The 20,230-nt window shown below is 68.9% G+C and carries 18 protein-coding genes, 3 tRNA genes and 1 pseudogene; 11 read left to right on the top strand and 11 right to left on the bottom strand.

Going from position 1 to position 20,230, the window contains the following annotated elements; all coding sequences use genetic code 11:
• Window positions 1-33: 33 nt before the first annotated feature.
• Window positions 34-792: a L,D-transpeptidase family protein gene (locus KOI47_RS32270; RefSeq protein WP_232376947.1), complete on the bottom strand. Its 759-nt coding sequence runs from the start codon at window positions 790-792 to the stop codon at window positions 34-36.
• A 477-nt stretch (window positions 793-1,269) separates the two neighbouring features.
• Between KOI47_RS32270 and KOI47_RS32275 the strand changes: the two genes are divergently transcribed.
• Together KOI47_RS32275 and KOI47_RS32280 are read left to right on the top strand one after the other, a co-directional pair.
• Window positions 1,270-2,178, top strand: a complete 909-nt coding sequence (locus KOI47_RS32275; RefSeq protein WP_216210831.1) for a universal stress protein — start codon at window positions 1,270-1,272, stop codon at window positions 2,176-2,178.
• 49 nt (window positions 2,179-2,227) lie between these two features.
• Window positions 2,228-3,943 carry an AMP-binding protein gene (locus tag KOI47_RS32280; RefSeq protein WP_216210833.1) on the top strand — a complete coding sequence of 572 codons (1,716 nt, stop codon included), beginning with the start codon at window positions 2,228-2,230 and terminating at the stop codon, window positions 3,941-3,943.
• Window positions 3,944-3,971: 28 nt separating this feature from the next.
• Here KOI47_RS32280 and KOI47_RS32285 read toward each other — a convergent pair whose 3' ends face one another.
• Window positions 3,972-5,327, bottom strand: a complete 1,356-nt coding sequence (locus tag KOI47_RS32285) for a dihydrolipoyl dehydrogenase family protein (RefSeq protein WP_216210835.1) — start codon at window positions 5,325-5,327, stop codon at window positions 3,972-3,974.
• A gap of 184 nt (window positions 5,328-5,511) precedes the next feature.
• On the opposite strand from KOI47_RS32285, the gene KOI47_RS32290 reads away from it, so the two are divergent.
• Window positions 5,512-5,859 carry a DUF427 domain-containing protein gene (locus tag KOI47_RS32290; protein WP_216210838.1) on the top strand — a complete coding sequence of 116 codons (348 nt, stop codon included), beginning with the start codon at window positions 5,512-5,514 and terminating at the stop codon, window positions 5,857-5,859.
• 22 nt (window positions 5,860-5,881) lie between these two features.
• Here KOI47_RS32290 and KOI47_RS32295 read toward each other — a convergent pair whose 3' ends face one another.
• Window positions 5,882-6,517, bottom strand: a complete 636-nt coding sequence (locus KOI47_RS32295; protein WP_216210840.1) for a GGDEF domain-containing protein — start codon at window positions 6,515-6,517, stop codon at window positions 5,882-5,884.
• 107 nt (window positions 6,518-6,624) lie between these two features.
• Here KOI47_RS32295 and KOI47_RS32300 point away from each other — a divergent pair, with 107 nt between their 5' ends.
• The 5 genes from KOI47_RS32300 to KOI47_RS32320 all read left to right on the top strand — a co-directional run bounded on the left by KOI47_RS32300 (window position 6,625) and on the right by KOI47_RS32320 (window position 11,386).
• Window positions 6,625-7,095, top strand: a complete 471-nt coding sequence (locus tag KOI47_RS32300; RefSeq protein ID WP_216210841.1) for a helix-turn-helix domain-containing protein — start codon at window positions 6,625-6,627, stop codon at window positions 7,093-7,095.
• A gap of 96 nt (window positions 7,096-7,191) precedes the next feature.
• On the top strand, window positions 7,192-7,743 hold the full coding sequence (locus tag KOI47_RS32305; RefSeq protein ID WP_216210843.1) for a hypothetical protein: 552 nt from the start codon (window positions 7,192-7,194) through the stop codon (window positions 7,741-7,743).
• 7 nt (window positions 7,744-7,750) lie between these two features.
• A complete protein-coding gene (locus tag KOI47_RS32310; RefSeq protein ID WP_216210845.1) occupies window positions 7,751-8,866 on the top strand; it encodes an MAB_1171c family putative transporter in 1,116 nt (371 codons plus the stop codon).
• Complete coding sequence (locus tag KOI47_RS32315) at window positions 8,863-10,044, top strand: FAD-dependent oxidoreductase (protein WP_216210847.1); 1,182 nt, start codon at window positions 8,863-8,865, stop codon at window positions 10,042-10,044. The genes KOI47_RS32310 and KOI47_RS32315 overlap by 4 nt, the downstream gene beginning before the upstream one ends.
• A gap of 67 nt (window positions 10,045-10,111) precedes the next feature.
• A complete protein-coding gene (locus KOI47_RS32320; RefSeq protein ID WP_216210849.1) occupies window positions 10,112-11,386 on the top strand; it encodes an SGNH/GDSL hydrolase family protein in 1,275 nt (424 codons plus the stop codon).
• 214 nt (window positions 11,387-11,600) lie between these two features.
• On the opposite strand, the gene KOI47_RS32325 is transcribed toward KOI47_RS32320, so the two are convergent.
• On the bottom strand, window positions 11,601-12,719 hold the full coding sequence (locus tag KOI47_RS32325; protein WP_216210851.1) for a helix-turn-helix domain-containing protein: 1,119 nt from the start codon (window positions 12,717-12,719) through the stop codon (window positions 11,601-11,603).
• A gap of 264 nt (window positions 12,720-12,983) precedes the next feature.
• On the opposite strand from KOI47_RS32325, the gene KOI47_RS32330 reads away from it, so the two are divergent.
• Both KOI47_RS32330 and KOI47_RS32335 read left to right on the top strand, forming a co-directional pair.
• A complete protein-coding gene (locus tag KOI47_RS32330) occupies window positions 12,984-13,421 on the top strand; it encodes a hypothetical protein (protein ID WP_232376396.1) in 438 nt (145 codons plus the stop codon).
• Window positions 13,422-13,545: 124 nt separating this feature from the next.
• Window positions 13,546-14,706 (top strand): methyltransferase domain-containing protein, encoded by a 1,161-nt coding sequence (locus KOI47_RS32335; protein ID WP_232376397.1) that lies wholly within the window; start codon window positions 13,546-13,548, stop codon window positions 14,704-14,706.
• Between the two features lie 833 nt (window positions 14,707-15,539).
• On the opposite strand, the gene KOI47_RS32340 is transcribed toward KOI47_RS32335, so the two are convergent.
• The 7 genes and pseudogenes from KOI47_RS32340 to KOI47_RS32370 all read right to left on the bottom strand — a co-directional run bounded on the left by KOI47_RS32340 (window position 15,540) and on the right by KOI47_RS32370 (window position 19,069).
• Window positions 15,540-15,950, bottom strand: coding sequence for a type II toxin-antitoxin system VapC family toxin (locus KOI47_RS32340; RefSeq protein WP_216210853.1), 411 nt, complete (start codon window positions 15,948-15,950; stop codon window positions 15,540-15,542).
• Between the two features lie 236 nt (window positions 15,951-16,186).
• Window positions 16,187-16,399: pseudogene (locus KOI47_RS32345) on the bottom strand (helix-turn-helix domain-containing protein); the annotation flags it as partial.
• A gap of 1,019 nt (window positions 16,400-17,418) precedes the next feature.
• Window positions 17,419-17,492, bottom strand: a tRNA-Phe gene (locus tag KOI47_RS32350).
• A gap of 28 nt (window positions 17,493-17,520) precedes the next feature.
• Window positions 17,521-17,597, bottom strand: a tRNA-Asp gene (locus tag KOI47_RS32355).
• A gap of 35 nt (window positions 17,598-17,632) precedes the next feature.
• A tRNA-Glu gene (locus KOI47_RS32360) sits at window positions 17,633-17,705 on the bottom strand.
• A gap of 143 nt (window positions 17,706-17,848) precedes the next feature.
• Window positions 17,849-18,634 (bottom strand): SCO6745 family protein, encoded by a 786-nt coding sequence (locus KOI47_RS32365; protein ID WP_332461433.1) that lies wholly within the window; start codon window positions 18,632-18,634, stop codon window positions 17,849-17,851.
• 186 nt (window positions 18,635-18,820) lie between these two features.
• Window positions 18,821-19,069: a hypothetical protein gene (locus KOI47_RS32370; protein ID WP_216210855.1), complete on the bottom strand. Its 249-nt coding sequence runs from the start codon at window positions 19,067-19,069 to the stop codon at window positions 18,821-18,823.
• Between the two features lie 573 nt (window positions 19,070-19,642).
• Here KOI47_RS32370 and KOI47_RS32375 point away from each other — a divergent pair.
• Window positions 19,643-20,059, top strand: coding sequence for a hypothetical protein (locus KOI47_RS32375; protein ID WP_216210857.1), 417 nt, complete (start codon window positions 19,643-19,645; stop codon window positions 20,057-20,059).
• The last annotated feature ends 171 nt before the right edge of the window (window positions 20,060-20,230 follow it).

The following is a 20,230-nucleotide window of genomic DNA, read 5'->3' on the forward strand; positions in this document are numbered from 1 at the left end:
TGCGTTACTTCGGGGGCAACCACCGCTCGGTGCTCAGGCGACGTTGACGATCGTGCCGAGCGGCAGTTTGACGAGGCGGTCCAGGGCTTCCTTGGTCACCCGGATGCACCCGTCGCTGTTGGCCTTGCCGACAAAACTGTTGTCCGGCCAGGTGTGGATACCGACCGTCCCTGGGCCGCCGCCGAAGGTCTCGTGTGAGTCCGAGTGGCTGCTCAGCGGCAGAACGATCGGGCTGTAGGTGTTCTCGGTCTCGGCGATCGAGGCGATGATGAAGGCTCGCCCCTTCGGCGTGGGGTACTCGGGTTTGCCGATCCCCACCTTCCACTCGCCGATCTGCTCGTCGCCCTTGGTGATCCGCAGCTGGTAGGCGGCAAGGTCGACGTGCACGATGTAGTCGTTGTTGGCGGACTCGACGGTGCCCTCGGGTACGTGCACCCAGCCCGCCGAGGTGTTCGGCCGGGACGGCAGCAGGATCTGCGCCCAGTCGCCCTGCCGCTCGATCACCGGCACCCAGGTCGGCGACTCGATCTGTTTCACCGGCAGCCGGGCGATCGGGTCACTGCCCGCGGCGGCGTAGACGACGAGTTCGTCCTCGGGGTGAATCACCTCACCGGCGACCGCCTCGTTCGGGCGCGGGTCCTCGGGCGCGTCCGGCACCTTGCCGTAGGTGGTGGCCTCGGGCAGCGCGGCGATCTCCTCAGCGCTCAGCGCCTGGGGCGCGCCGGGCACCTCCTCGCCACCACAGGCCGAGGTCAGCAAGGTCAGCAGGGCAATGGCACCGACCGCGAGCAGTCGCTTGGCGAAGCCTCCTCGGCGGGGATGACGAATACCGCCGATCGGGTGGTTCTGAAACTCAGCGGGTCTTTCCATCAATCACGTCCTGAACGTCGATCATGCGGAAGGGAGGACGGCATTAAAGCAAAGCCGGATTCCGCGGCAGCACTTGGGGGTACGTGCTGTACCGGATCGTGATCTGGGCCGACCACAAGGCACACCAACACATCTAGACCACTAAGGACAGCGCGTGGCCTTAACAGCGCCCCCGCCGCGCCGTCAACCAATTCGTTCTGCCACCCGCACCTAACACACGGCGATCAGCAGCAAAAAACTGTCATAAACAGCACAGTGGTGCGGCGTAACAATTCACCCTTCTGAGTAGTCTTGACAAAACGAAAAAGACAAACCAACCCTCGAGGACCTCCGGTCCCCGTGCACGAGCGCCCGCCGCGTCCGACCATGGCAGGGCAGTCATCGGACAGGAGGAGCCGGATGGGAACGGCACATCCCGGCAACGCCCCGGTTGTGGCCGGGGTGGACGGTTCGGAGCGGGCGCTCGCGGCGGTCCGCTGGGCCGCGCTGACCGCGGCCCGCCAGCACGCGCCACTGGAGCTGGTGCACGCGGCCGGCTACCCGGACCTCTACGTGGGTGCCGCCGCACCGCCGTCGGAGGTGCTCCAGCAACAGTTGCGGGAGCAGGGTGAGGACGCACTGTCCACGGCCGAGCGCCATGCCGAGGACGCGGCCGGGATCAGGGCCCGGACCAGGCTGGAGACCGACGCACCGGTTCCGTTGCTGCTCAGGGCGTCCGAGGCCGCGCGGATGGTGGTGCTCGGCACCAGCGGGCACGGTGGCTTCGTCGGCCTGTTGCTCGGTTCGACCACGGTCGCGCTGGCTACCCACGCGCACTGCCCGGTGGTCTCCGTGCACGGCGACCCACCGGAGACCGGGCCGGTCGTGGTCGGGGTGGATGGCAGCGAGCTCAGCGAGCAGGCCACCGGACATGCCTTCGAGCAGGCCTCGCTACGCGGTGCCGAGCTGGTGGCCGTGCACACCTGGAGCGATGCCGACACCGATGTCGTGTTCAGCGCCGCCCGGATGGAGTTCGAGTGGGAGCCGGTCGAGGACGCCGAGCGCAGGGTGCTGGCCGAGCGGCTGGCAGGCTGGCAGGCGGAGTACCCGGATGTGGTGGTGCACAAGGTCGTCGCCAAGGACCGGCCACGCCACCAGCTACTGGAGTGGGGTGAGGTGGCGCGGTTGCTGGTGGTCGGCAGCCGCGGCCGCGGCGGGTTCCGCGGCCTGCTGCTCGGGTCCACCAGCCAGGCACTGATCCACCACGCGACCTGCCCGGTCATGGTCGTGCGGCCCGAGCACGGGTACCCAGATGGGGGTGGTGGCTAGCCTGGCCAGGGCCGACGATCCAGGCACCAGCACGCACACGGGAGACGAGATGACTGCGGCGAGCACGAGTATGCAGGCTTTCCAGGCCGCGCGGGAGTTCCTGCTGCGCAACCGGGAGGACTATCCGACGGCCTACCGTGACTTCCGCTGGCCGGAGCTAGGCGAGTTCAACTGGGCGATCGACTGGTTCGGCCACCTGGCGAGTGATCCCGGCAGCGCGGACACCACCGCACTGTGGATCGTCGAGGAGGACGGCTCCGAGGGCAGGTGGACCTTCGCCGAACTGGCGTACCGCAGCGACCAGGTGGCCTGCTGGCTGCGCGGGCACGGGGTGCGGCGCGGCGACCGGATCATCCTGATGCTGGGCAACCAGGTGGAGCTGTGGGAGACCCTGCTCGCCGCGATGAAGCTGGGCGCCGTGGTGATCCCGGCGACCACCCTGCTCGCACCCGCGGACCTGACCGACCGGGTGCGGCGCGGCAACGCGCGGCATGTGGTGGTGGGTTCGGCCGACACCGGCAAGTTCGCCGAGGTGGCAGGCGACTACACGCGGATCGCGGTTGGCGAGCCGGTGCACGGCTGGCTGCACTACGCCGAGGCCTACACCGCGCCCGGCGAGTTCCATCCGGACGCGCCCACCAGGGCGAACGATCCCTTCCTGCTGTACTTCACCTCCGGGACCACGGCGCAGCCGAAGCTGGTCGAGCACACGCACGCGTCCTATCCGGTCGGTCATCTGTCCACGATGTTCTGGATCGGGCTGGAACCAGGGGACGTGCACCTGAACATCTCCTCCCCCGGCTGGGCCAAGCACGCCTGGAGCAACGTGTTCGCCCCGTGGAACGCGGGCGCGACGGTGTTCATCCACAACTACTCCCGGTTCGACGCGAACCGGTTGCTGTCCGAAATGGACCGGTGCGGGGTGACCAGCTTCTGCGCCCCGCCGACGGTGTGGCGGATGCTGATCCAGGCCGACCTCGGCTCGCTGCGCACCCCGCCCGCGAAGGTGGTCGGCGCGGGCGAGCCGCTCAACCCCGAGGTGATCGAGCAGGTGCGCAAGGCATGGGGGATCACCATCCGGGACGGCTACGGCCAGACCGAGACCACCGTGCAGGTCGCCAACACCCCCGGCCAGCCGATCAAGCCAGGGTCGATGGGGCGCCCGACGCCGGGCTACGTGATCACCCTGGTCGATCCGGCGACCGGGGAACCCGGCCCGGACGGCGAGATCTGCATCGACCTCGCGCACCGGCCGCTCGGCCTGATGGTCGGCTATCACGGGGACGAGGAGCGCAACGCCGAGGTGATGCGGGACGGCTACTACCACACCGGGGACGTCGGCTCCCGGGACGAGCAGGGCTACATCACCTACGTCGGCCGTACCGACGACGTGTTCAAGGCCTCGGACTACCGGATCTCGCCGTTCGAGCTGGAGAGCGTGCTGCTGGAGCACGATGCGGTGGCCGAGGCCGCCGTGGTGCCTGCCCCGGACGAGCTGCGGCTGGCGGTGCCGAAGGCCTATGTGGTGCTGGCCGCGGGCTGGGCCGCCGACGAGTCCACCGCGGAGGCGATCCTGCGGTACGCCCGCGAGCACCTCGCACCGTACAAGCGGATCCGCAGGCTGGAGTTCGCCGAGCTGCCGAAGACGATCTCCGGCAAGATCCGCAGGGTCGAGCTGCGCGCCCGCGAGCAGGACCAGGAAACGGCCGGGCGGCGCGCGGGCGCGGAGTGGCGGGACGACCAGTTCCCCGGCCTGCGCGGGTGACCAGCCCCGGCCCGCGGCGGCCCTGCGCTCAACCCAGCTTGCCGAGCGCATCCTCGATCGCCCGGTGGAAGGTGGGGTAGGCGAAGATCATCTGCCGGAGCCGCTCGACCGGCAGCTGGGCGTGCACCGCCACGGCGAGCCCGGACAGGATCTCCCCGCCTGCCGGGCCGACCGCGGTGGCGCCGACCAGGAAGCCGAGTTCCGCGTCCTCCACCAGCTTGATCAGACCCTCGTTGCCCGCCTTGTGGATCCAGCCCCGAGCGGAGCTCGGCAGCTCGGCCACGGCGGTGCGCACCGGGATGTCCCGCTCGCGGGCCTCCCGCTCGGTCAGCCCGACCGCGCCGACCTCCGGATCGGTGAAGGTCACCCGCGGCACCGCGTGGTACTCCGCGCTCTTGCCGTCCTGGCCGAGAATGGACCGGACCGCGATCCCCGCCTGGTACATGGACATATGCGTGAAGGCGCCCTTGCCGGTCATATCGCCGATCGCGTAGACGCCATCGGCGACCCGCATGTGCCCGTCCGGCTCGAGGAACCTGCCCTCGGTGTCCAGTCCGATGGAGTCCAGGCCGAGGCCGGCGAGATCGGTGCGGCGGCCGGTGGCCACCAGCAGCCGCTCGGCCCGCAGCTCGCGGTCCGGCAGGGTGACGGTGAACGCCTCGCCGTCGTGCCGCACCGCCTGCGCGCCCACCCCGGTGTGCACGCCGATGCCCTCGGCGGTGAACACCCCGGTGACCACCTCCGCCGCCTCCGGTTCCTCCGCCGGCAGCAGGTGGTCGGCCAGCTCCACCACATCCACCGTGGAGCCGAACCGGGCAAACGCTTGCGCCAGCTCAAGGCCGATCGCGCCGCCACCCAGCACGATCAGTGACCCTGGTGCCTGCTCCGCCTGCAGCGCCTCGCGGTTGGTCCAGAACGGGGTGCCTGCCAGGCCCTCGACCGGTGGGATCGCGGGGTCGGTCCCGGTGTTCAGCACGATCGCCTTCGCGGCGGTGAACTCCTGTCCCTCGACCGCCACCCGGCCCGGCCCGGTGATCTTCGCCCGGCCCCGGACGAACCGGCCGCCGGTGGCGGTGAAGCGTTCCACGGCCACCTGGTCGTCCCAGTCGGTGGTGGCCTCCTCCCGGATACGCTTGGCCACCGGGGTGAAGTCCGGCCGTACCTCGGTCGCGCCGGCCAGCGCCGGTACCCGCCGCGCCTCGGCGAGCGCGTCGGCGGCCCGGACCATCATCTTGCTCGGCACGCATCCGTAGTAGGGGCACTCGCCACCGACCAGCCGGGACTCGATGCCCACCACGGATAATCCGGCCTCGGCCAGCTGCGCGGCGACGGCCTCACCGCCAGGACCCATCCCCACGACGACGACATCGACTGCCTCGGACATGGCGCGCCTCATCTCAGTGTCTGTTCCTGCACTCAGGCTCTCAGTCTGTTCCTTACCCGATGTCCCATGCTGTCACCCGACCGGCGTCATCGCAGACCCTAGGTGTACACGTCATGACGGTTCGCATTGTCTCGCGCGCCTGCCAGACCCGACACTGGATGGGCGAACCGGAGAGGGGTACGGCATGTTGCGTGCGGTGTGGAACGGGGTGGTGCTGGCCGAGACGCCACGCACCGTCCGGCTGGAGGGCAGGCACTACTTCCCGCCGGAGTCACTCAACCGCGAGTTCTTCGCCGAGAGCGGGACCAGGACGCTCTGCCCGTGGAAGGGCGTAGCCAGCTACTACACGCTGGTCTGCCCCGAAGCGGCCAGCCCGAACGCCGCCTGGCGGTACCGCCATCCCACCCCGCTGGCCTACCGCATCAAGAACCATGTGGCGTTCAACGCGGAGGTCACCATCCATGGCGGACGCGAGCCCGCGCGGAGCTGGGTTCGGCGGCTGCTGGACCGGTTGCGCGGCGCGCGGGTCTGAACCGCGGCCGGTTCCGGCCCGGTCAGCAGGCGGCTTCGGCGAGTGCGACCCGGTCCCGCCCCTCCCCCTTTGCCCGCGACAGGGCGTCGTCGGCCTGCCGGAGCAAATCGGTGAGGTCCTCGTCGGCGGCCGCATGCACGGCGACGCCGATCGAGGCCGTGAGCCCGGCCAGCATCACCTGCTGCCCGCTGGGCGAGCGGATGCCGACCGCCTTCTCCCTGACCCTGATCCGGATGCGGTGCGCCGCCGCCAGCCCGAACTGCGACCCGGCAGCGGGCAACAGGATGAGGAACCGGTCGGACCGGTGACCGCCGGCGCTCTCGAACCGGCCGACCAGGTCGATCGCGCGCACCTCGGCCGTGAGCACTCCGGCCATGGCCTCCAGGACCAGATCACCGGCCTGGTGACCGTATGCGTCATTGACCGCCTCGAACCGATCGAAGTCGAGTAGCAGCAACGCCGCGGCCTGACCGCCCAGCCCGCGGAGCACCCCCGCCGCGTACTCGTCCCAGTTTCCTCTCTCCAGCAGCCCTGCCAGCGCTTCCGGACGCGGTACCAGCGGAGAACCTCCCCCGGACCCCCAGGACCGGGGGTGGTGGCTCGCACTCGCGTACAGCGTCCGACCGCTATACTCCTTCACGTCAGTGGAGCTGCTCACGTGTGGAGCCTAGACTGACAATGCGGACGTTTCAACTGAGGACGAAGACATCGTTCGCGCAGGCGTTTCCGATAGTGGAAGCGCGACCGGGCCATGGGGAGGTCACGATGGTCGAGCAGGCAGATCGGGCGCAGCCGCAACGGAGCCTGGCCGACAAGCTCAACCACCTGTTCCAGAACAAGACGCCGCGGGACGGCGAGGAGTACAGCAATGAACAGGTGGCGGCGGCCATCAGTGCGCAGGGCGACGTGAAGATCTCCCAGAGCTACATCTGGCAGCTGCGGAAGTCGAAGAAGGACAACCCGACCTTCAAGCACCTGCAGGCGCTGGCCGGGTTCTTCGGCGTGCCGGTGAGCTACTTCTTCGACGACGAGGTGACCGACCGGGTCGACCAGCAGCTGGAGTCGCTGAAGTGCGAGCAGGCCCGGCTGAACGAGATCGCGGCCGGGAGCGAGGCGCAGCTGATGGCCATGCGCGCGGGCGAGTTGTCCCCCGGCCGCAGGCGGCTGGTGATGGAGCTGCTCGACGTGGTGTATCGCGAGGAACAGGCCGGAAAGTCTGATCCGCCGAACGGGTGACACTCGAATGCGCGTGCCGAAGTGGGCGGGTGGATCGCTACGGTTCCAGGGATGCGGCGGAAGAACCGACCCACCTGCCGGCCGGGGTGCTGACTGGTGCGCGAGCGAGAACTACGCCGCCGGTGCAGGCGGCTGCTGAAGGAGCTGGACATCCGGCCGCCCCTGGACGTCGCCGAGCTGTGCCGGCGCGTCGGGCAGCAGCGCGGTAAGCCGATCCGGCTGATCCCGCACCCGATCCCGGTACCCGGCCCGTTCGGCGTGTGGGTCACCACGCCGCGGGCCGACTACATCCTGTACCAGCAGGAGACCAGCAAGGCACACCAGGGACACATCATCCTGCACGAGCTCGGGCACATCCTGGCAGGTCACCACAGCGACCAGCTGGACGACTCGCTGCTGACCGAGCTGTACCCCGACCCCGAGCGGGACGACCTGAGCAGTCGCTACCCCGATCTCGCGCCGGAGGCTGTGCGCAGCGCGCTGCGCCGGACCTCATACGACACCGAGCACGAGCGCGAGGCCGAGACGGTGGCCACGATCATCCTGGAATGGGCCTCGGTGCTGGACCGGGTGGCGCCACCGTCCTCGCAGGAGGCGGCCGCGCAGCGGATGGAGACCGCGCTCGGCGACCGGCTCGGCTGGTTGTGATCGCCAGGTGAGTCCCGTCTTGGCGATGACGATCGTCCAGGGCGTCCTGCTGTACGCGGCGCTGCTGTGGAAGCTGTACCAGCTCGCCCGTGCCCCGCGGGACTACCCGCTGCGGATGGTCACGCTCTGCCTCGGTTGCGCGGCCGCGGCCTACCCGATCGGCCTAGCCGGCGGGAACATGACTCAGCCGGAAGCCGGACCGATGTCACTGATGGTGGCGCATTGGGTGCTGCTGCTGGTGATGGTCTACGCGCTGATCTGCTTCTTCCTGTTCTCCGTGCTGGAACCCGCGGCCGCCCGGCGCCGGGCGCGGTGGCAGCTGCTGCCGCTGGCCTTCGTGCTCTGCGTGCTGGTACTGGCCGCGGTCAGCACCCCGGACGGCACGGCGCCCGCGGACTATCCGGTCGGCACCGTGGCGATGTTCTACCTCGCGGTGGACCTGTACCTGGTCTACGGCCTCGGCAGCGCGTTCGGCTGGACCCGCCGGTACGCGCGGGGCGCCGAGCCACGGCTGGCGAGGGGCCTGATGCTCACCTCGACCGGCCTGGCGCTGATGGTGTTCGGCGCCTCGCTGCTGGTGCTGGTGGTGGCCGCGTTCTGGGCCGGGGGCACCCTGCCGGAGCCGGTGTTTCCCGCCGTCTCGTTCACCGTGCTGCCCGGGATCCTGCTGTTCATCGTCGGGGTGAGCTATCCCGGCGCGGCGACCAGGCTGGCGGCCTTGCGGGTGTGGTGGCAGCACCTGCGGGCCTACCATCAACTAAGTCCATTGTGGACGATACTGCACGGGGCGTTCCCCGAGGACGCGCTGGGCAGGGTACCGGGGCGTCGTTGGTGGGACCTGCTCAGCCTGCGCGGTGTGCACCGCCGTTACTACCGGCGGGCCATCGAGTGCCGGGATGGCCTGGTCCGGATCAGCCCGTACCTTCCTTCCGGGCAGGGCGAGGGCAGCGAGGCGCTGGCACCACGGCTGCGCACGGCCTTGCGGGCCTACCGCGGTGGCGAGGCCGTGCCGCGCCGGGCGAACCCGGTGGCGCTGCCCGCGGCCGATGGGCTGCACGCCGATGTCGGCGAGCTCGTTGCGCTCGCCAGGGCCCTGCGGACGGATCAACGGGAGGAATCATGACGCAGGCACTGATCATCGGGGGCGGTATCGCGGGGGCGGTGACCGCGATGGCGTTGCGGCAGGCCGGAATCGGCGCGGTGATCTACGAGGCCTATCCCACCGGCGCCGATGACGTCGGCGCCTTCCTGACCGTGATGAGCAACGGGCTGGACGCGCTGCGCGCGGTGCGGGCCGAGGAGGCGGTCCGCGCGGAGTCCTTCCCCGCGCGAAGGGCGGAACTGGTCAGCGGCACCGGAAAGCGGCTCGGCGAGCTGAACCTCACCGCTGAGCCAGGGCGGCCGGGCCCGCGCACGCTCAGCCGGGCGGGGTTGTACCGGGTGCTGCATGACGAGGCGGCGCGGCGGGGGATCCGGATCGAGCACGGCAAGCGGTGTACCGGCGCCACCACCGCGCAGGACGGCCGGGTGCGCGCCACCTTCGCCGATGGCACCACGGCCGAGGGGGACCTGCTGATCGGTGCCGACGGGGTGCACTCCGCGATCCGGCCGCTGATCGACCCCGCCGCGCCGCGGCCGCGCTACGCCGAGCGCAACACCGTCTGCGGGTACACCCCCGGAGCCTGGGCGACCCCGACCGACACCTACCGGATGATCTACGGCAGGCGCGCCTTCTTCGGCTGCACCACCGCGCCGGACGGCACCACCTGGTGGTTCGCCAATGTCCCCGCCGCGGAGCGGCCGAGGGCGGAGCTGGGCGAGGTACCGCTGGAGCGTGGCAGGCGGGAGTTCTCCCGGTTGTTCGCCAGGGACCGCACCCCGGCCGCGGAGCTGGTCGCGGGCAGCGAGCGGATCGTGGTGAGCAATGCCTACGACCTCGGCTCGGTGCCGACCTGGCACCGTGACTCGATGATCATCATCGGGGATGCCGCGCACGCGGCCACACCGGAGGCTGCGCAGGGCGCTTCGATGGCCGTGGAGGACTCCGTGGTGCTGGCCAAGTGCCTGCGCGACCGGGAGGGGACCGGTGCGGCGTTCGCGGAGTACGAACGGTTGCGCAGGCAGCGGGTCGAGTCGCTGGTGGCAACCAGTGCCGGGATGAGCGCGAACGCCACGCCCGGCCCGGTCAAGCGGATGCTCAGGGACCTGGTGCTGCCGCGGAAGCTGCGCAAGGCGGGCGGTGGCGGCGGCAGCACCGGCTCCTTCGCCGGGTACCACATCGACTGGGACCGCGAAGTGTAGGCATACTCCGGTTTCCGCCGGGCGTTGTCGGCGGGAACTGTCGGTGGGCGACCGTAGTTTGCCGGGTATGAGCGTATCGAGAAACGCACGACGCATGCTCGCCGTCCTGGTCACGATCGGCACAGCACTGGCACTGGTGACGCCGACGGCGAGCGCGAAGGAGAACTGGCATCCGGGTTGGGTGGGTGCGTGGTCGGGTTCGGTGCAGCAGGCGAGCGCGCCGCCGTGGGGAGAGTCCGGATGGTCCGCGGAGGGCTTTGACAATCATTCCGTGCGGCAGGTGGTCCGGGTCAGCACCGGCGGCCCCACCCTGCGGGTACGGCTGTCCAACGAGTACGGGGCCGCGCCGCTGCGGCTGACCGGTGCCACCGTCGCCAAGGCGGGCGAGGGAGCGGCGGTACGCCCTGGCACGCTGCGGCCGCTGACCTTCCGCGGCGCGAAGTCCACCGTGATCGGGGCGGGCGGGACGCTGGCAAGCGATCCGGTGTTGCTGCCGACCGCGGCACTGGACGAGCTGTCGGTGACGCTGTATTTCGCCGGGTCCACCGGGCCGAGTACCCAGCACAACCTGGCGAGTGAGCTCAGCTACCGGGCCGAGGGCGACCGCCGGTTCGACCGGTCCGGCCGGGCCTTCGACGAGACCAGCCAGTCCTGGTACTACCTGTCCGGGGTGGACGTGATCGGCTGGCTGCCGTGGCACCGTGGCTCGGTGGCGACCTTCGGTGACTCGATCACCGACGGCTTCGGTTCCACCGTCGGCGCGAACAACCGCTACCCGAACGAGCTCGCCGAGCGACTGGTCGCCGCGGGCAAGCCGCTGGGCGTGCTGAACGCGGGCATCAGCGGCAACCGGGTGCTGAGCGACTCCCCGTGCTTCGGGGAGAAGGGGATCGCGCGGTTCGAGCGGGATGTGCTCGACCAGCCGGGGGTGCGCACGGTGATCGTGCTGGAAGGGATCAACGACATCGGGTTCAGCGCGCTCGACGTGCCCGGCGAGTGCGGGCTGCCGAAGCGGGAGGTGACCGCCGAGGAACTGATCGCGGGACACCGGCAGCTGATCCGCGCGGCGAAGCAGGAGGGGGTCAAGGTCATCGGGGCCACCCTGCTGCCGTACAAGGGCGCCGGCTACTACACCCAGGAAGGTGAGCGGATCCGGGACGCGGTGAACGAGTGGATCCGCACCAGCGGGGCCTACGACGTCGTGGTGGACCTCGACCGCGCCCTCGCCGACCCGAACGACCCGGACCGGCTGAACCCCGCCTACGACAGCGGAGACGCCCTGCACCCCAACGACGCGGGGATGCACGCCATGGCGGCGGCCATCGACCTGAATACCCTCTGACCTTCCCGGGGTTCACGCCCCCACCGGCTCCTCCGGTGGGGGCGCACTGGGGAGGCCGCCGGTCCCTTCTCCAGCATGCAGGCGCAGGGCCTGCCGGTCGAGGAAGGCGTCCCCGAGGCGATACCCCACGTGTGACATCACAAGTCAGCAGGGTGGCGACCTACGGAAATATGGAGCCAGCCAAGCAAGACCACCCGTTTGGCCTAGCGGCGTTCTACGTGGTTAGCAGACTCTCCACAGTGCCGATGCGGAGGTCCAGCCGGGTGGAGTTCACCCCTTGCGCGGTCTTGCGGGCGCGGGTGATCGTGTCGCGGGCGGCGTCGAACATCCCGGCGCGGGCGTAGGACTCGGCTAGCCATGTCTGGTAGAGGGCGACCTCTCGGGCGTGCTCGGGGGTGTAGACCGCAATGGCACCGGACAGCAGGGGTTCAGCGGCGAGCGGGTCGCCCAGTTCGATCAGGCAGCGCCCGGCCATCACCTCGATCTCCTTTCGGTCCAGCCAGTAGACCCACTCCGGTTCCTCGGCTCCGGCGGATCGTTGCTCGTAGGCGTCGTCCACCGCGTCCAACGCCCGCTGGGTACCGTCGTGGTCCCTGGCGCGAGCGCTCGCCCATGCCATCCGCTCCAGCAGCAGCGTCCGGACAACCGGCGTGGTCTGGTCCTGTGTGCCCACGACCGCCGAGCGGGCCAGTAGAGCCGCGTCGGCGGGATTGCCGACGTTGGCAATCTGATAGCTCAGGCTGGACAGGAGTTGCCCGGCGAGTGCGCGGTCGCCCGCGTCACGGGCGGCGGACACGCCGGAGAGGTAGACGCGCTCAGCCTCGGTGTAGTGCCCGGCGTCGCTGGCAACCCATCCGGCGAGCTGGGCCAGTTCGCCGACCACGGTCAGCAGTCGGCGGCCGGTTCGCTCGGTGTAGCTCGCATCCTTGACGACGCCCTGAGCACTGGTGAGTTCCTTGTGTACCAACGGAAAGAGGTCCCGTCCGCCGATCACGTCGTCCAGGTGACGGAGTTCGATTACGCGGTCTTCCAGCCTGCTCGCCAGCGTCGCACCGACTCGCCGCCCGGCTGTCGAATGGACCTCGGCCGGGGTGTCGGCCACGAGCCATTCATGAGCGACCCTGAGCGGGTCCTCCGGCGGCCCGTAGAGGGTCTCCACCGAGACGTTCAAGGCTCGGGCGTAGGCGGTGACATGCACGGGCTTGAGCGCACGTTTCCCATTCTCCAGCAGACCGAGAAGCGGCTTGCTGTAGTGGGTGCGGGCTGCCATCGCGGACAGACTCACCCCGGCGGCCTCGCGGGCCGCCCGCAGGTTCGCGCCGAGGTCAGACACCGTTCACCACCTGTAGACGCCGGTAGACGCCAAACCTATTCACATTGCCCCACTGTGATGACGAGGCTACAGGGTGAGGCCGTCCCGGTCGGTGATCGACTTCCCCCGAAGTCACCCCGGCCCGGCCGGGTCGGCCCAACCAGGAAAGGGGGCGTCGGATGTCGTTCACGGCCGTTTTGGCGCTTATGGCGTTCTGTGTCCTCGGCTCGGCAGTGGTAAGCGGGCTCGCCTTGGTGGCGGACGAGTGGCGGGAGGCGGCGGAGCGTGCCTTGTTCCGAGGTTGACGAGTTGCTGGCCGAGCTTCGCCGCCGTGGGTGGGTGCTGTTCGTGTTCGGTCCGAAGGATTCGCCGGAGGTGGTGGCGCACGTGTTCCAGTGGGATACCTGCGCGGATGTGGTGATCCTGCGCGGCGAGGACGACGCGAGCGCCTACCGGGTGCCGACGTTCCCGGACACGGACGTGTTCGCCCCGGAGTTGGTCTCGTGGCACTACCACGCCTCGGCGGCCTGGACGTTGCGGGCGGTGCTCACGATCGACCCGCCGGGGCATCCGGACGCCCCGATGGGGGTACTTCGCCCGGTTCCCGGGTGCGGGGTGCCGATGGAGAGACGGCGGCCGGTCAGTATCCGGCCGACTGCGCCGGCCGGGGCCGTGGGTCCGGGCGAGCGAGCACGGTTCCGCGCGACCGGCGCGGATTCGTAGGGTGAATGAGATCGAAGGAGGCCACGGCAGTGGGCAAGGACAAAAACGATCACTCGGTGGAGGACGACAAGCAGACCGGCAAGACCGGCAAGGACTTGGACCCGGACAAGTACGAGGACGACAAGTGACCATCGCTGCCAGCGATGACGGCGTTCGCGCGCTGATCGAAGAATTGCAGTCGGCCGGGAACCTCCCGGCCGACTGCCTCCGCGCGCTGGAGGCGGTGCCGCGCGAGTGGTTCATTCCGGCCCGGATGTGGGTGCAGGAGATTGCGGACGGGACGTATCAGCCGGTGGACCGGACCGAGGAACCAGACCGGTGGTTGGCGGCGGTGTACGCGAATCGCGTCATCGTGACCCAGTTCGATGATGGGGCGACCGAGTGGCCGGAGGTCGGCGACCGGCCGACCTGTTCGGCGTCCATGCCGTCGGTGGTGGTGGGCATGTTGACCGAGTTGGACGTGCGGCCGGGGCATGTGGTGTTCGAGGTCGGCACCGGTACCGGGTGGAGCGCCGCTCTGCTGGGGCATATCGTTGGGGCGCAAGGGAAAGTCACTACGGTGGAGATTGACCCGGTGTTGGCGGCGGAAGCGCGGAAGCGTCTGGAGGCCGCCGGTTTCACCGAGGTGGACGCCCGACTGGCCGATGGCGTGGCCGATGTCCTGCCGGACCGGGTGGATCGGGTGATCGCGACGGCGAGTGTCCGCATAGGACAGTTTCCGTATCCGTGGGTGGCCCATACCCTGCCGGGCGGGGTGATCCTCGCGCCGATGCGGGCCGATCTCGCGTCCGGTCCGCTGGTGCGGTTCGTCGTCGGCGAGGACGGCACCGCGACCGGACGCGCTGCCGACATGCAAGTCGGATTCATGGAGTTGCGTTCGCACCGTGTCGCGTCCGATCCTGTTGGGGCGCAACGGTTTGACGATCCGTCGGCCGAGGTCACGTATACCGATCTTGCGCCGTGGGTGCCGTTGCTGGCCGATGATCACCGTTGGCCGATCGCGGTAGCGGTGCCGTCGTGCCGGGTGAACGTGTGGGAGCGCACCGGGGACCGGCCCGGGGTGGCGTGGCTGCGTGATCCGCTGTCCGGGTCGTGGGCCACCGTCGTCCCGGAGCGCAAGGGCCGTTATGTGGTGCGCCAGTTCGGGCCGCGCCGGTTGTGGGATGCCGCCGAGGCGGCCTACCGGTGGTGGGTCGAACGCGGCGAGCCGCCGTTGTCGGCATGGGAGTGGACCGTCACCCCGGACCGGCAGAGCGTCACGCTGCCGCCCCGTTCCGGCCGCTGAGAACGGCCGTGCGCGCCCCGGCTCCACTCAGGCGGGGGTCAGTGTTCACGCCGCCAGCACAGGGTCTTCGGCAGTCATACGGGCGAGGGTGCTCCACGCCATCCCGGTCGCCTCGGCCTGCCGCCGGGTGAAAGGCCCCTGGTCCTCCGCGATGTCGGCAAGAAGAGCAAGTGTATGAGCATGCGGCATGTCTGCGTTATATAGCGATGCCGCTATACTTTGCAGTATTGCTTGCCGAGGGTGTCGGATGCGATGCGATCTTGAAGTGCCATCAGGTGCTGGGCCAAGAGCAAACCCGTGACTGTGGTCCCTCTTGCAGGTCAGGGGTGAAAGTGGCCGGGGTCGAACCGGCGACCTTCCGCTTTTCAGGCGCAGACATGTCCGCAGGTCAGAGGGGCCACACGCCCGACCCGTGCAGCTCCCGTGCAACGTCAATGCTTGATCACGATGGTCTTCGGAAGCTGCACCGCTTCACCCCGCGAGGCAAGCTTGCTCAGCTCACCCGCCAACTCCTTGGCGCGGCCTTCCACCACATGCAGGTACCGCAGCGCCGCAGCCGCCGACGCGTGCCCGAGCCGCTTCTTCAGATCGGCCAGCTTGGCGCCCGTACTCGCCGCGAGCGTCTGGCCAGTATGCCGTAGGTCGTGAAAGTCACGCCGACGCGCTTCCGAGCGCGGACGAACGCCTGATACACCGCGTTACCCCTCATGGGCTGCCCGCACACGCAGCAGGAGCCGCAGCACTCGGCTACGCCAACAAACCCGGCAAACGCGCCAAACTAACCTAGGCCGGAGCGAACGCCGTGACCGAAACACTCGGCGAACTAGCAGGCGCTACGGCAATAGAGTGAAAGCCTCTGTATGGCGCGGCCTGACCACGGAGAAGTGCCGCTTGTCCAAGGTCGCGATGCGCGTCGCACCGAGCCGTTCGGCTAATGCCACCACACACGCATCGGCAGCACCAAGCGGCAAGTCGGAGTACGTCTCGACCAAGTCTGCCGCACGAGTCACATCAGTCAGCTGCATCGACTCCAGCTCATAGACCCCGTCCGCGACATCACGGAGGAACCCCGCTTCCGCATGCGGTCCGGCGCGAGACCCCAACATATAGCCGATCTCAACTAGCAGCGGTTCAGGCAGCACCAACGGGCCACGCGTCGTGGCTAACAGCCTTGTGCATTGCTCATGGTCATCGTCCCGGCGGTTGCCCATCGCAACTATGGGACCGGTATCAACGACGATCACGCTGTCTTGTCTGACTCGCCGCCCAGCTCCCGGTGCGCTGTCTCCTTCGAGCGTCTACCAAGATCAGGATCTCCCTCAAAGACACCGACCGTCCGAAACCGCCGTCTCGGCTGCTCCTGCTCATCTTGCTGAGCTAGGCGCTGCAACTGGTCTATCGCTTCGGAAACCCGATGAGCTGGCACAGCGTCCAGTAGTCGATGCGCACGCTCTCGCTGCGCACCAGACGCTGTTGGTTGCTTCTTCCGAACAACTGATTGCGTTCCACCGGTGCTGCCTCGTAGACGCACACCAGCTTCGCTAAGCAGCCTATGCACGAAGCCGTAGGACCGCCCGGTGGACTCAGCCAGCGCACGGATGCTGGCGCCCTTCTCGTACTTCTTCTTCAGGTCAGCAGCAAGCTTGTCACGCGTGTTCCCGGTTAAGCGTGCGCCCTTCTTGAGGTTAGCCAAGCTGCCCACCTCCAGATCTCGCTGTCCGCCTCCAGTCTAAACGCAACGACGGCCATGCAAAGCCGTACAGCATCGCAAGACAAACGTCACTACGGTCGTCGTGGGGTCAGATGATGGTTGACCAGCCAAGGGCCATACGCCGCCGAACTTGGCTCTAGGGGATCAAGGCGCGCCGCCAGCGGCGCCGCGCACGCGGCCCCTCACCCTGGCAACCCGCGCCGCATCCATCGCGGCACACGCCGGGCTCCCGCTCCGCTCACGCCCGGCGGGCCGCGCGGCGCAGCCACCACAGCCCGGTCCCCAGCACGCCGCCGCTGACGGCCCACATGACGCATAGAGAACTCAGCAGGCACGATGGCGGCTTCCCTTCGCGGCTCGATCGTCTTACGCCGCGCCGACCGCCTCAAGGGAGCCTACGGCGTCGAAAGATGAGCAAGGCACGAGTAAGCCTCGTCATCCACGGATGCCACAGCGCGCGAGCCAACTCGCGGGTAGCAAGCCGGACCGCTTCCTCTTTCTCGTTATCTAGAAGGAGACAGATCGGCTCACCGTCCGGACCCTCGTCATAGGTCACACTCGCTTGGCGTGCTTGGTCGACAGCATGCATAAACTGCTCAGCCGCCGCTCGGGGCACGCGAGCCAGAATCGCTGATGATTCGAAGGCGGCAACCGCCCGGCGGTACTCGGCGTAAGGCTCGTCGTCCCACCGAAGACGGTCGACCTCTGCAACCTTCTCCCTGACAGCAGCACGAGCCGCACGGCGGTCCTTCGCTTGCGACAACTGAGGCGAGATCACACCGCCGATCACTGCGGCCAGGAGGCTTGCTGCGACCTGAAGCAAAACGGGCACGTCGCCATCCTGACCGATCGCGTGCACTCCCGTGCATCCCGCGTGCAACTAGCGACGGGAACACGCGGTCAACCACGGTCAACTTCGGACAGGGCCATGATCGACCCCAGAACGCACGAAAGCCGCCCTGACCTGGGTCAAAGCGGCTTCCAAAGCACTGCAACGGGAGTGGCCAGGGCCGGGGTCGAACCGGCGACCTTCCGCTTTTCAGGCGGACGCTCGTACCAACTGAGCTACCTGGCCGGAAACGCCGGCGAGGAGCCGAACGCTTTGGCGACCCTGACGGGACTCGAACCCGCGACCTTCGCCGTGACAGGGCGACGCGCTAACCAACTGCGCCACAGGGCCTTGCTCATGGTGCACATCCTACGTCTGCACCACCGTACTCCCAACGGGATTCGAACCCGCGTTGCCGCCTTGAAAGGGCGGAGTCCTAGGCCGCTGGACGATGGGAGCCCGGTCTCTTCGGCGAACCGGACGACCGCGCTCTCAGGTCCCCCTGGGAGCGATAACTAGCATAGGACACGGGTCCATGGGCCTTCAAAACGGGGTCCCCTAGCCGATCAGCAGACCCACGGCCTGCACCGATGCCCCCGGGCTCAGCCGGCCCTGGTGGCCAGCCCGTCCAGCGCGCGCATGCGGTCGAGCAACTCGCCACGTTCCCGCTCGTCCAGCGCGGCCACTAGCAGCTCACCCATCCGCTCATCGGTCAGCGCCTCGGCGCGGCGCCACCGCTCGTGCAGGTCCGGCCGCGCCCGGGCCCGCGCGATCAGCTCGCCGGCCGCCTCGGGCTGCCAGCCGGTGCGCAGCAGGCGGCCACGGCCGCCCTCGGGGTCCGCGACGATCGCCTCCTCGATGGGCAGCCCGACCGCACGCAGGGCCGCGAAGTGCAACCCGCCGCGATACTCCCGAAGCAGGTTGAGACCGTGTCCGACCCGCTCGGCCCCACCCTCCGGCCAGGCCGCCCGGCGCCAGCCACCGAACAACGCGAGCCCGCCCGGCTCGGCCGCCTCGACCAGCCTGGCCAGCAGGACGGCCAGCCGCTCCGGCCGGTCCAGGCCGGACAACCGCGCCCTGGCCCAGCGGGCGGCACCTTCCTGGAAGGCCAGCACCGCCCGGGCCGAGTCCAGCGCCGAGGTGGCCGGGGGCAGCAGCACGTCCAGCAGCCAGCGGGGGAAGATCGCAAACAACTCGGCCACGACCGGAGCAGGCGGATCGCCGAGCACGGCCGAGCGCCCACGGAAGTACAGCGCCCGCCGCGCAAGGCCCAGCTCGCGCTCCACCTCGGCCAGCTCGGCGGAAGCCATGAACGCGCCGCCCCAGCGCTGCACGAACGGGCGCAGCTCTGCCGCCAGGTCCGCGGCGATAACAGTGTTGTCCTGCACAGGAAGATCCTCTCGTCCCAGCAAAGATAACACTGTTATGCTTGACGGTCGACCAGTCCCACCAAGCATTCAGGAACGAAGCGGCCCATCGACGAGTAACCGATTGCCCGGAGCAGGCCGGACACGTATTTTTGCCAGGTACTGCCCAGGTGCACGACCAGGGGGCGTGCACCTGGGCAGTACCCGCTAGCGCTGCACGGGCGACTGCCCGTCGTCATCCGGGATCAGTCCGAGCATGTCCAGCAACTGGGCACAGTCCTCGACGCCATCCGCGCTCCGCGCGACCGCGAGCCGCGCCCGGCGCACCTGGTCGTCGGAAATCCGCGACGCATCGGCGTTCCCAGTGCGCTGAGGGGGAACGCCACCGGGATAGCCACCCGCGGCCTCGCCCTCGTACCGAAGGAGGAACTGTCGAACTTCGAGTGACCCGCTCATAGCTCCTCCATATGGTTGCTCGGATTACTTGGCCGCGAGGCTAGCGATCAGGCCGATCACCCCACAGCCCCCCGCTGGGTGAACCTCTCAACACGCTCAGTGGACTCGGGCCGCCATCCGAGGTCACCCGGGACATGAACGTACGGCAACAACAAGATGACAGGTCAAACGGTTTTTTCTGTTCACCCACTCGCCCCAAGCCGCCCTGTCATGTAACAATCAACGTGCTGACACACCCCCGGTCAGCGCCTGTGGAGATCCCCTCCGGCCCCCGCGTTCCTCCCCCTGGCGCGGGGCCTCTCCATTGGTGCTCGACGCCTGGGCGGCGTCTTCGCACCATCCTCGTATCTCCCGGGGGCCGAGCCCCCGGACCCCCACGGCGCGGGGTGGTTTCTGATCCAGCGTGGTTCCGTTGGTTGTTGCGCTTGGGGTTGATACGGAGAGTTGTGGGGATTGACCTGTGGACCGTGTAGCTCCCCTGGATGGCCTAGGGAAATGGGTTTCTTGGCGACACGCCGTGTGGGCCGTGTCACAGACGCTTTCTCGCCGAAACCCAACCGTTATCGTGTGCCTGTGCCTCTTCCATCGCTAGGACGCAGCCGCACCAACCTCAAAGCCGTGAACCCCGGCCGGCACCGGAACACCGCCGCCAGGGAGGCGGCGGGGTCGGTCGAGGACCAGGAGCTGACCAGCTACCTGGCCGCGCTCGCACCGGACTCCGACGACCCGGAGAGCACCGGCAGCGGGCGTCGCTTCGGCGAGGCGCAGGTGTACCAGCTCCGGCTCAACCTGATCGCCAGCGAACAGCTCAAGGAGCTCGCCGCACAGCGCGACACCTCCCCGCAGGCGCTTGCCCAGGAGTGGATCCTCGAGCGCCTCTCCTGGGAGTCACAGGCGGCAGCGGAGCGGCGCCGTCCGCACAACGTCACCGAACCGCGGACCGACCAGCACTACTTCGACCACCAGTGGCCGGTGGCCGGAAGTCTCTGACAGCCTGCTTCCGGACTGGACTTTCACTGTTCAGAGGGCGGGAAGAACTCGCGCGGCAACGCCCACGGTCGGCGAGGCCGGGCGCCTGAACAGCGAAGGTGACGACAGTGCCGGAGTCCGAGCCCGGCCGAGCTGACCGTGTCGCGAGTTCAGGAACAGGCGCTGACAGCG

This window comes from Amycolatopsis aidingensis, from assembly GCF_018885265.1.
Lineage (GTDB): Bacteria > Actinomycetota > Actinomycetes > Mycobacteriales > Pseudonocardiaceae > Amycolatopsis > Amycolatopsis aidingensis.

Coding starts and splice junctions, on each gene's coding strand:
- KOI47_RS32285 (WP_216210835.1), bottom strand. CDS start 5,327: ATGTCCGAGGCAGTCGATGTCGTCGTCGTGGGGATGGGTCCTGGCGGT.
- KOI47_RS32280 (WP_216210833.1), top strand. CDS start 2,228: ATGACTGCGGCGAGCACGAGTATGCAGGCTTTCCAGGCCGCGCGGGAG.
- KOI47_RS32290 (WP_216210838.1), top strand. CDS start 5,512: ATGTTGCGTGCGGTGTGGAACGGGGTGGTGCTGGCCGAGACGCCACGC.
- KOI47_RS32315 (WP_216210847.1), top strand. CDS start 8,863: ATGACGCAGGCACTGATCATCGGGGGCGGTATCGCGGGGGCGGTGACC.
- KOI47_RS32370 (WP_216210855.1), bottom strand. CDS start 19,069: ATGAGCGGGTCACTCGAAGTTCGACAGTTCCTCCTTCGGTACGAGGGC.
- KOI47_RS32275 (WP_216210831.1), top strand. CDS start 1,270: ATGGGAACGGCACATCCCGGCAACGCCCCGGTTGTGGCCGGGGTGGAC.
- KOI47_RS32300 (WP_216210841.1), top strand. CDS start 6,625: ATGGTCGAGCAGGCAGATCGGGCGCAGCCGCAACGGAGCCTGGCCGAC.
- KOI47_RS32320 (WP_216210849.1), top strand. CDS start 10,112: ATGAGCGTATCGAGAAACGCACGACGCATGCTCGCCGTCCTGGTCACG.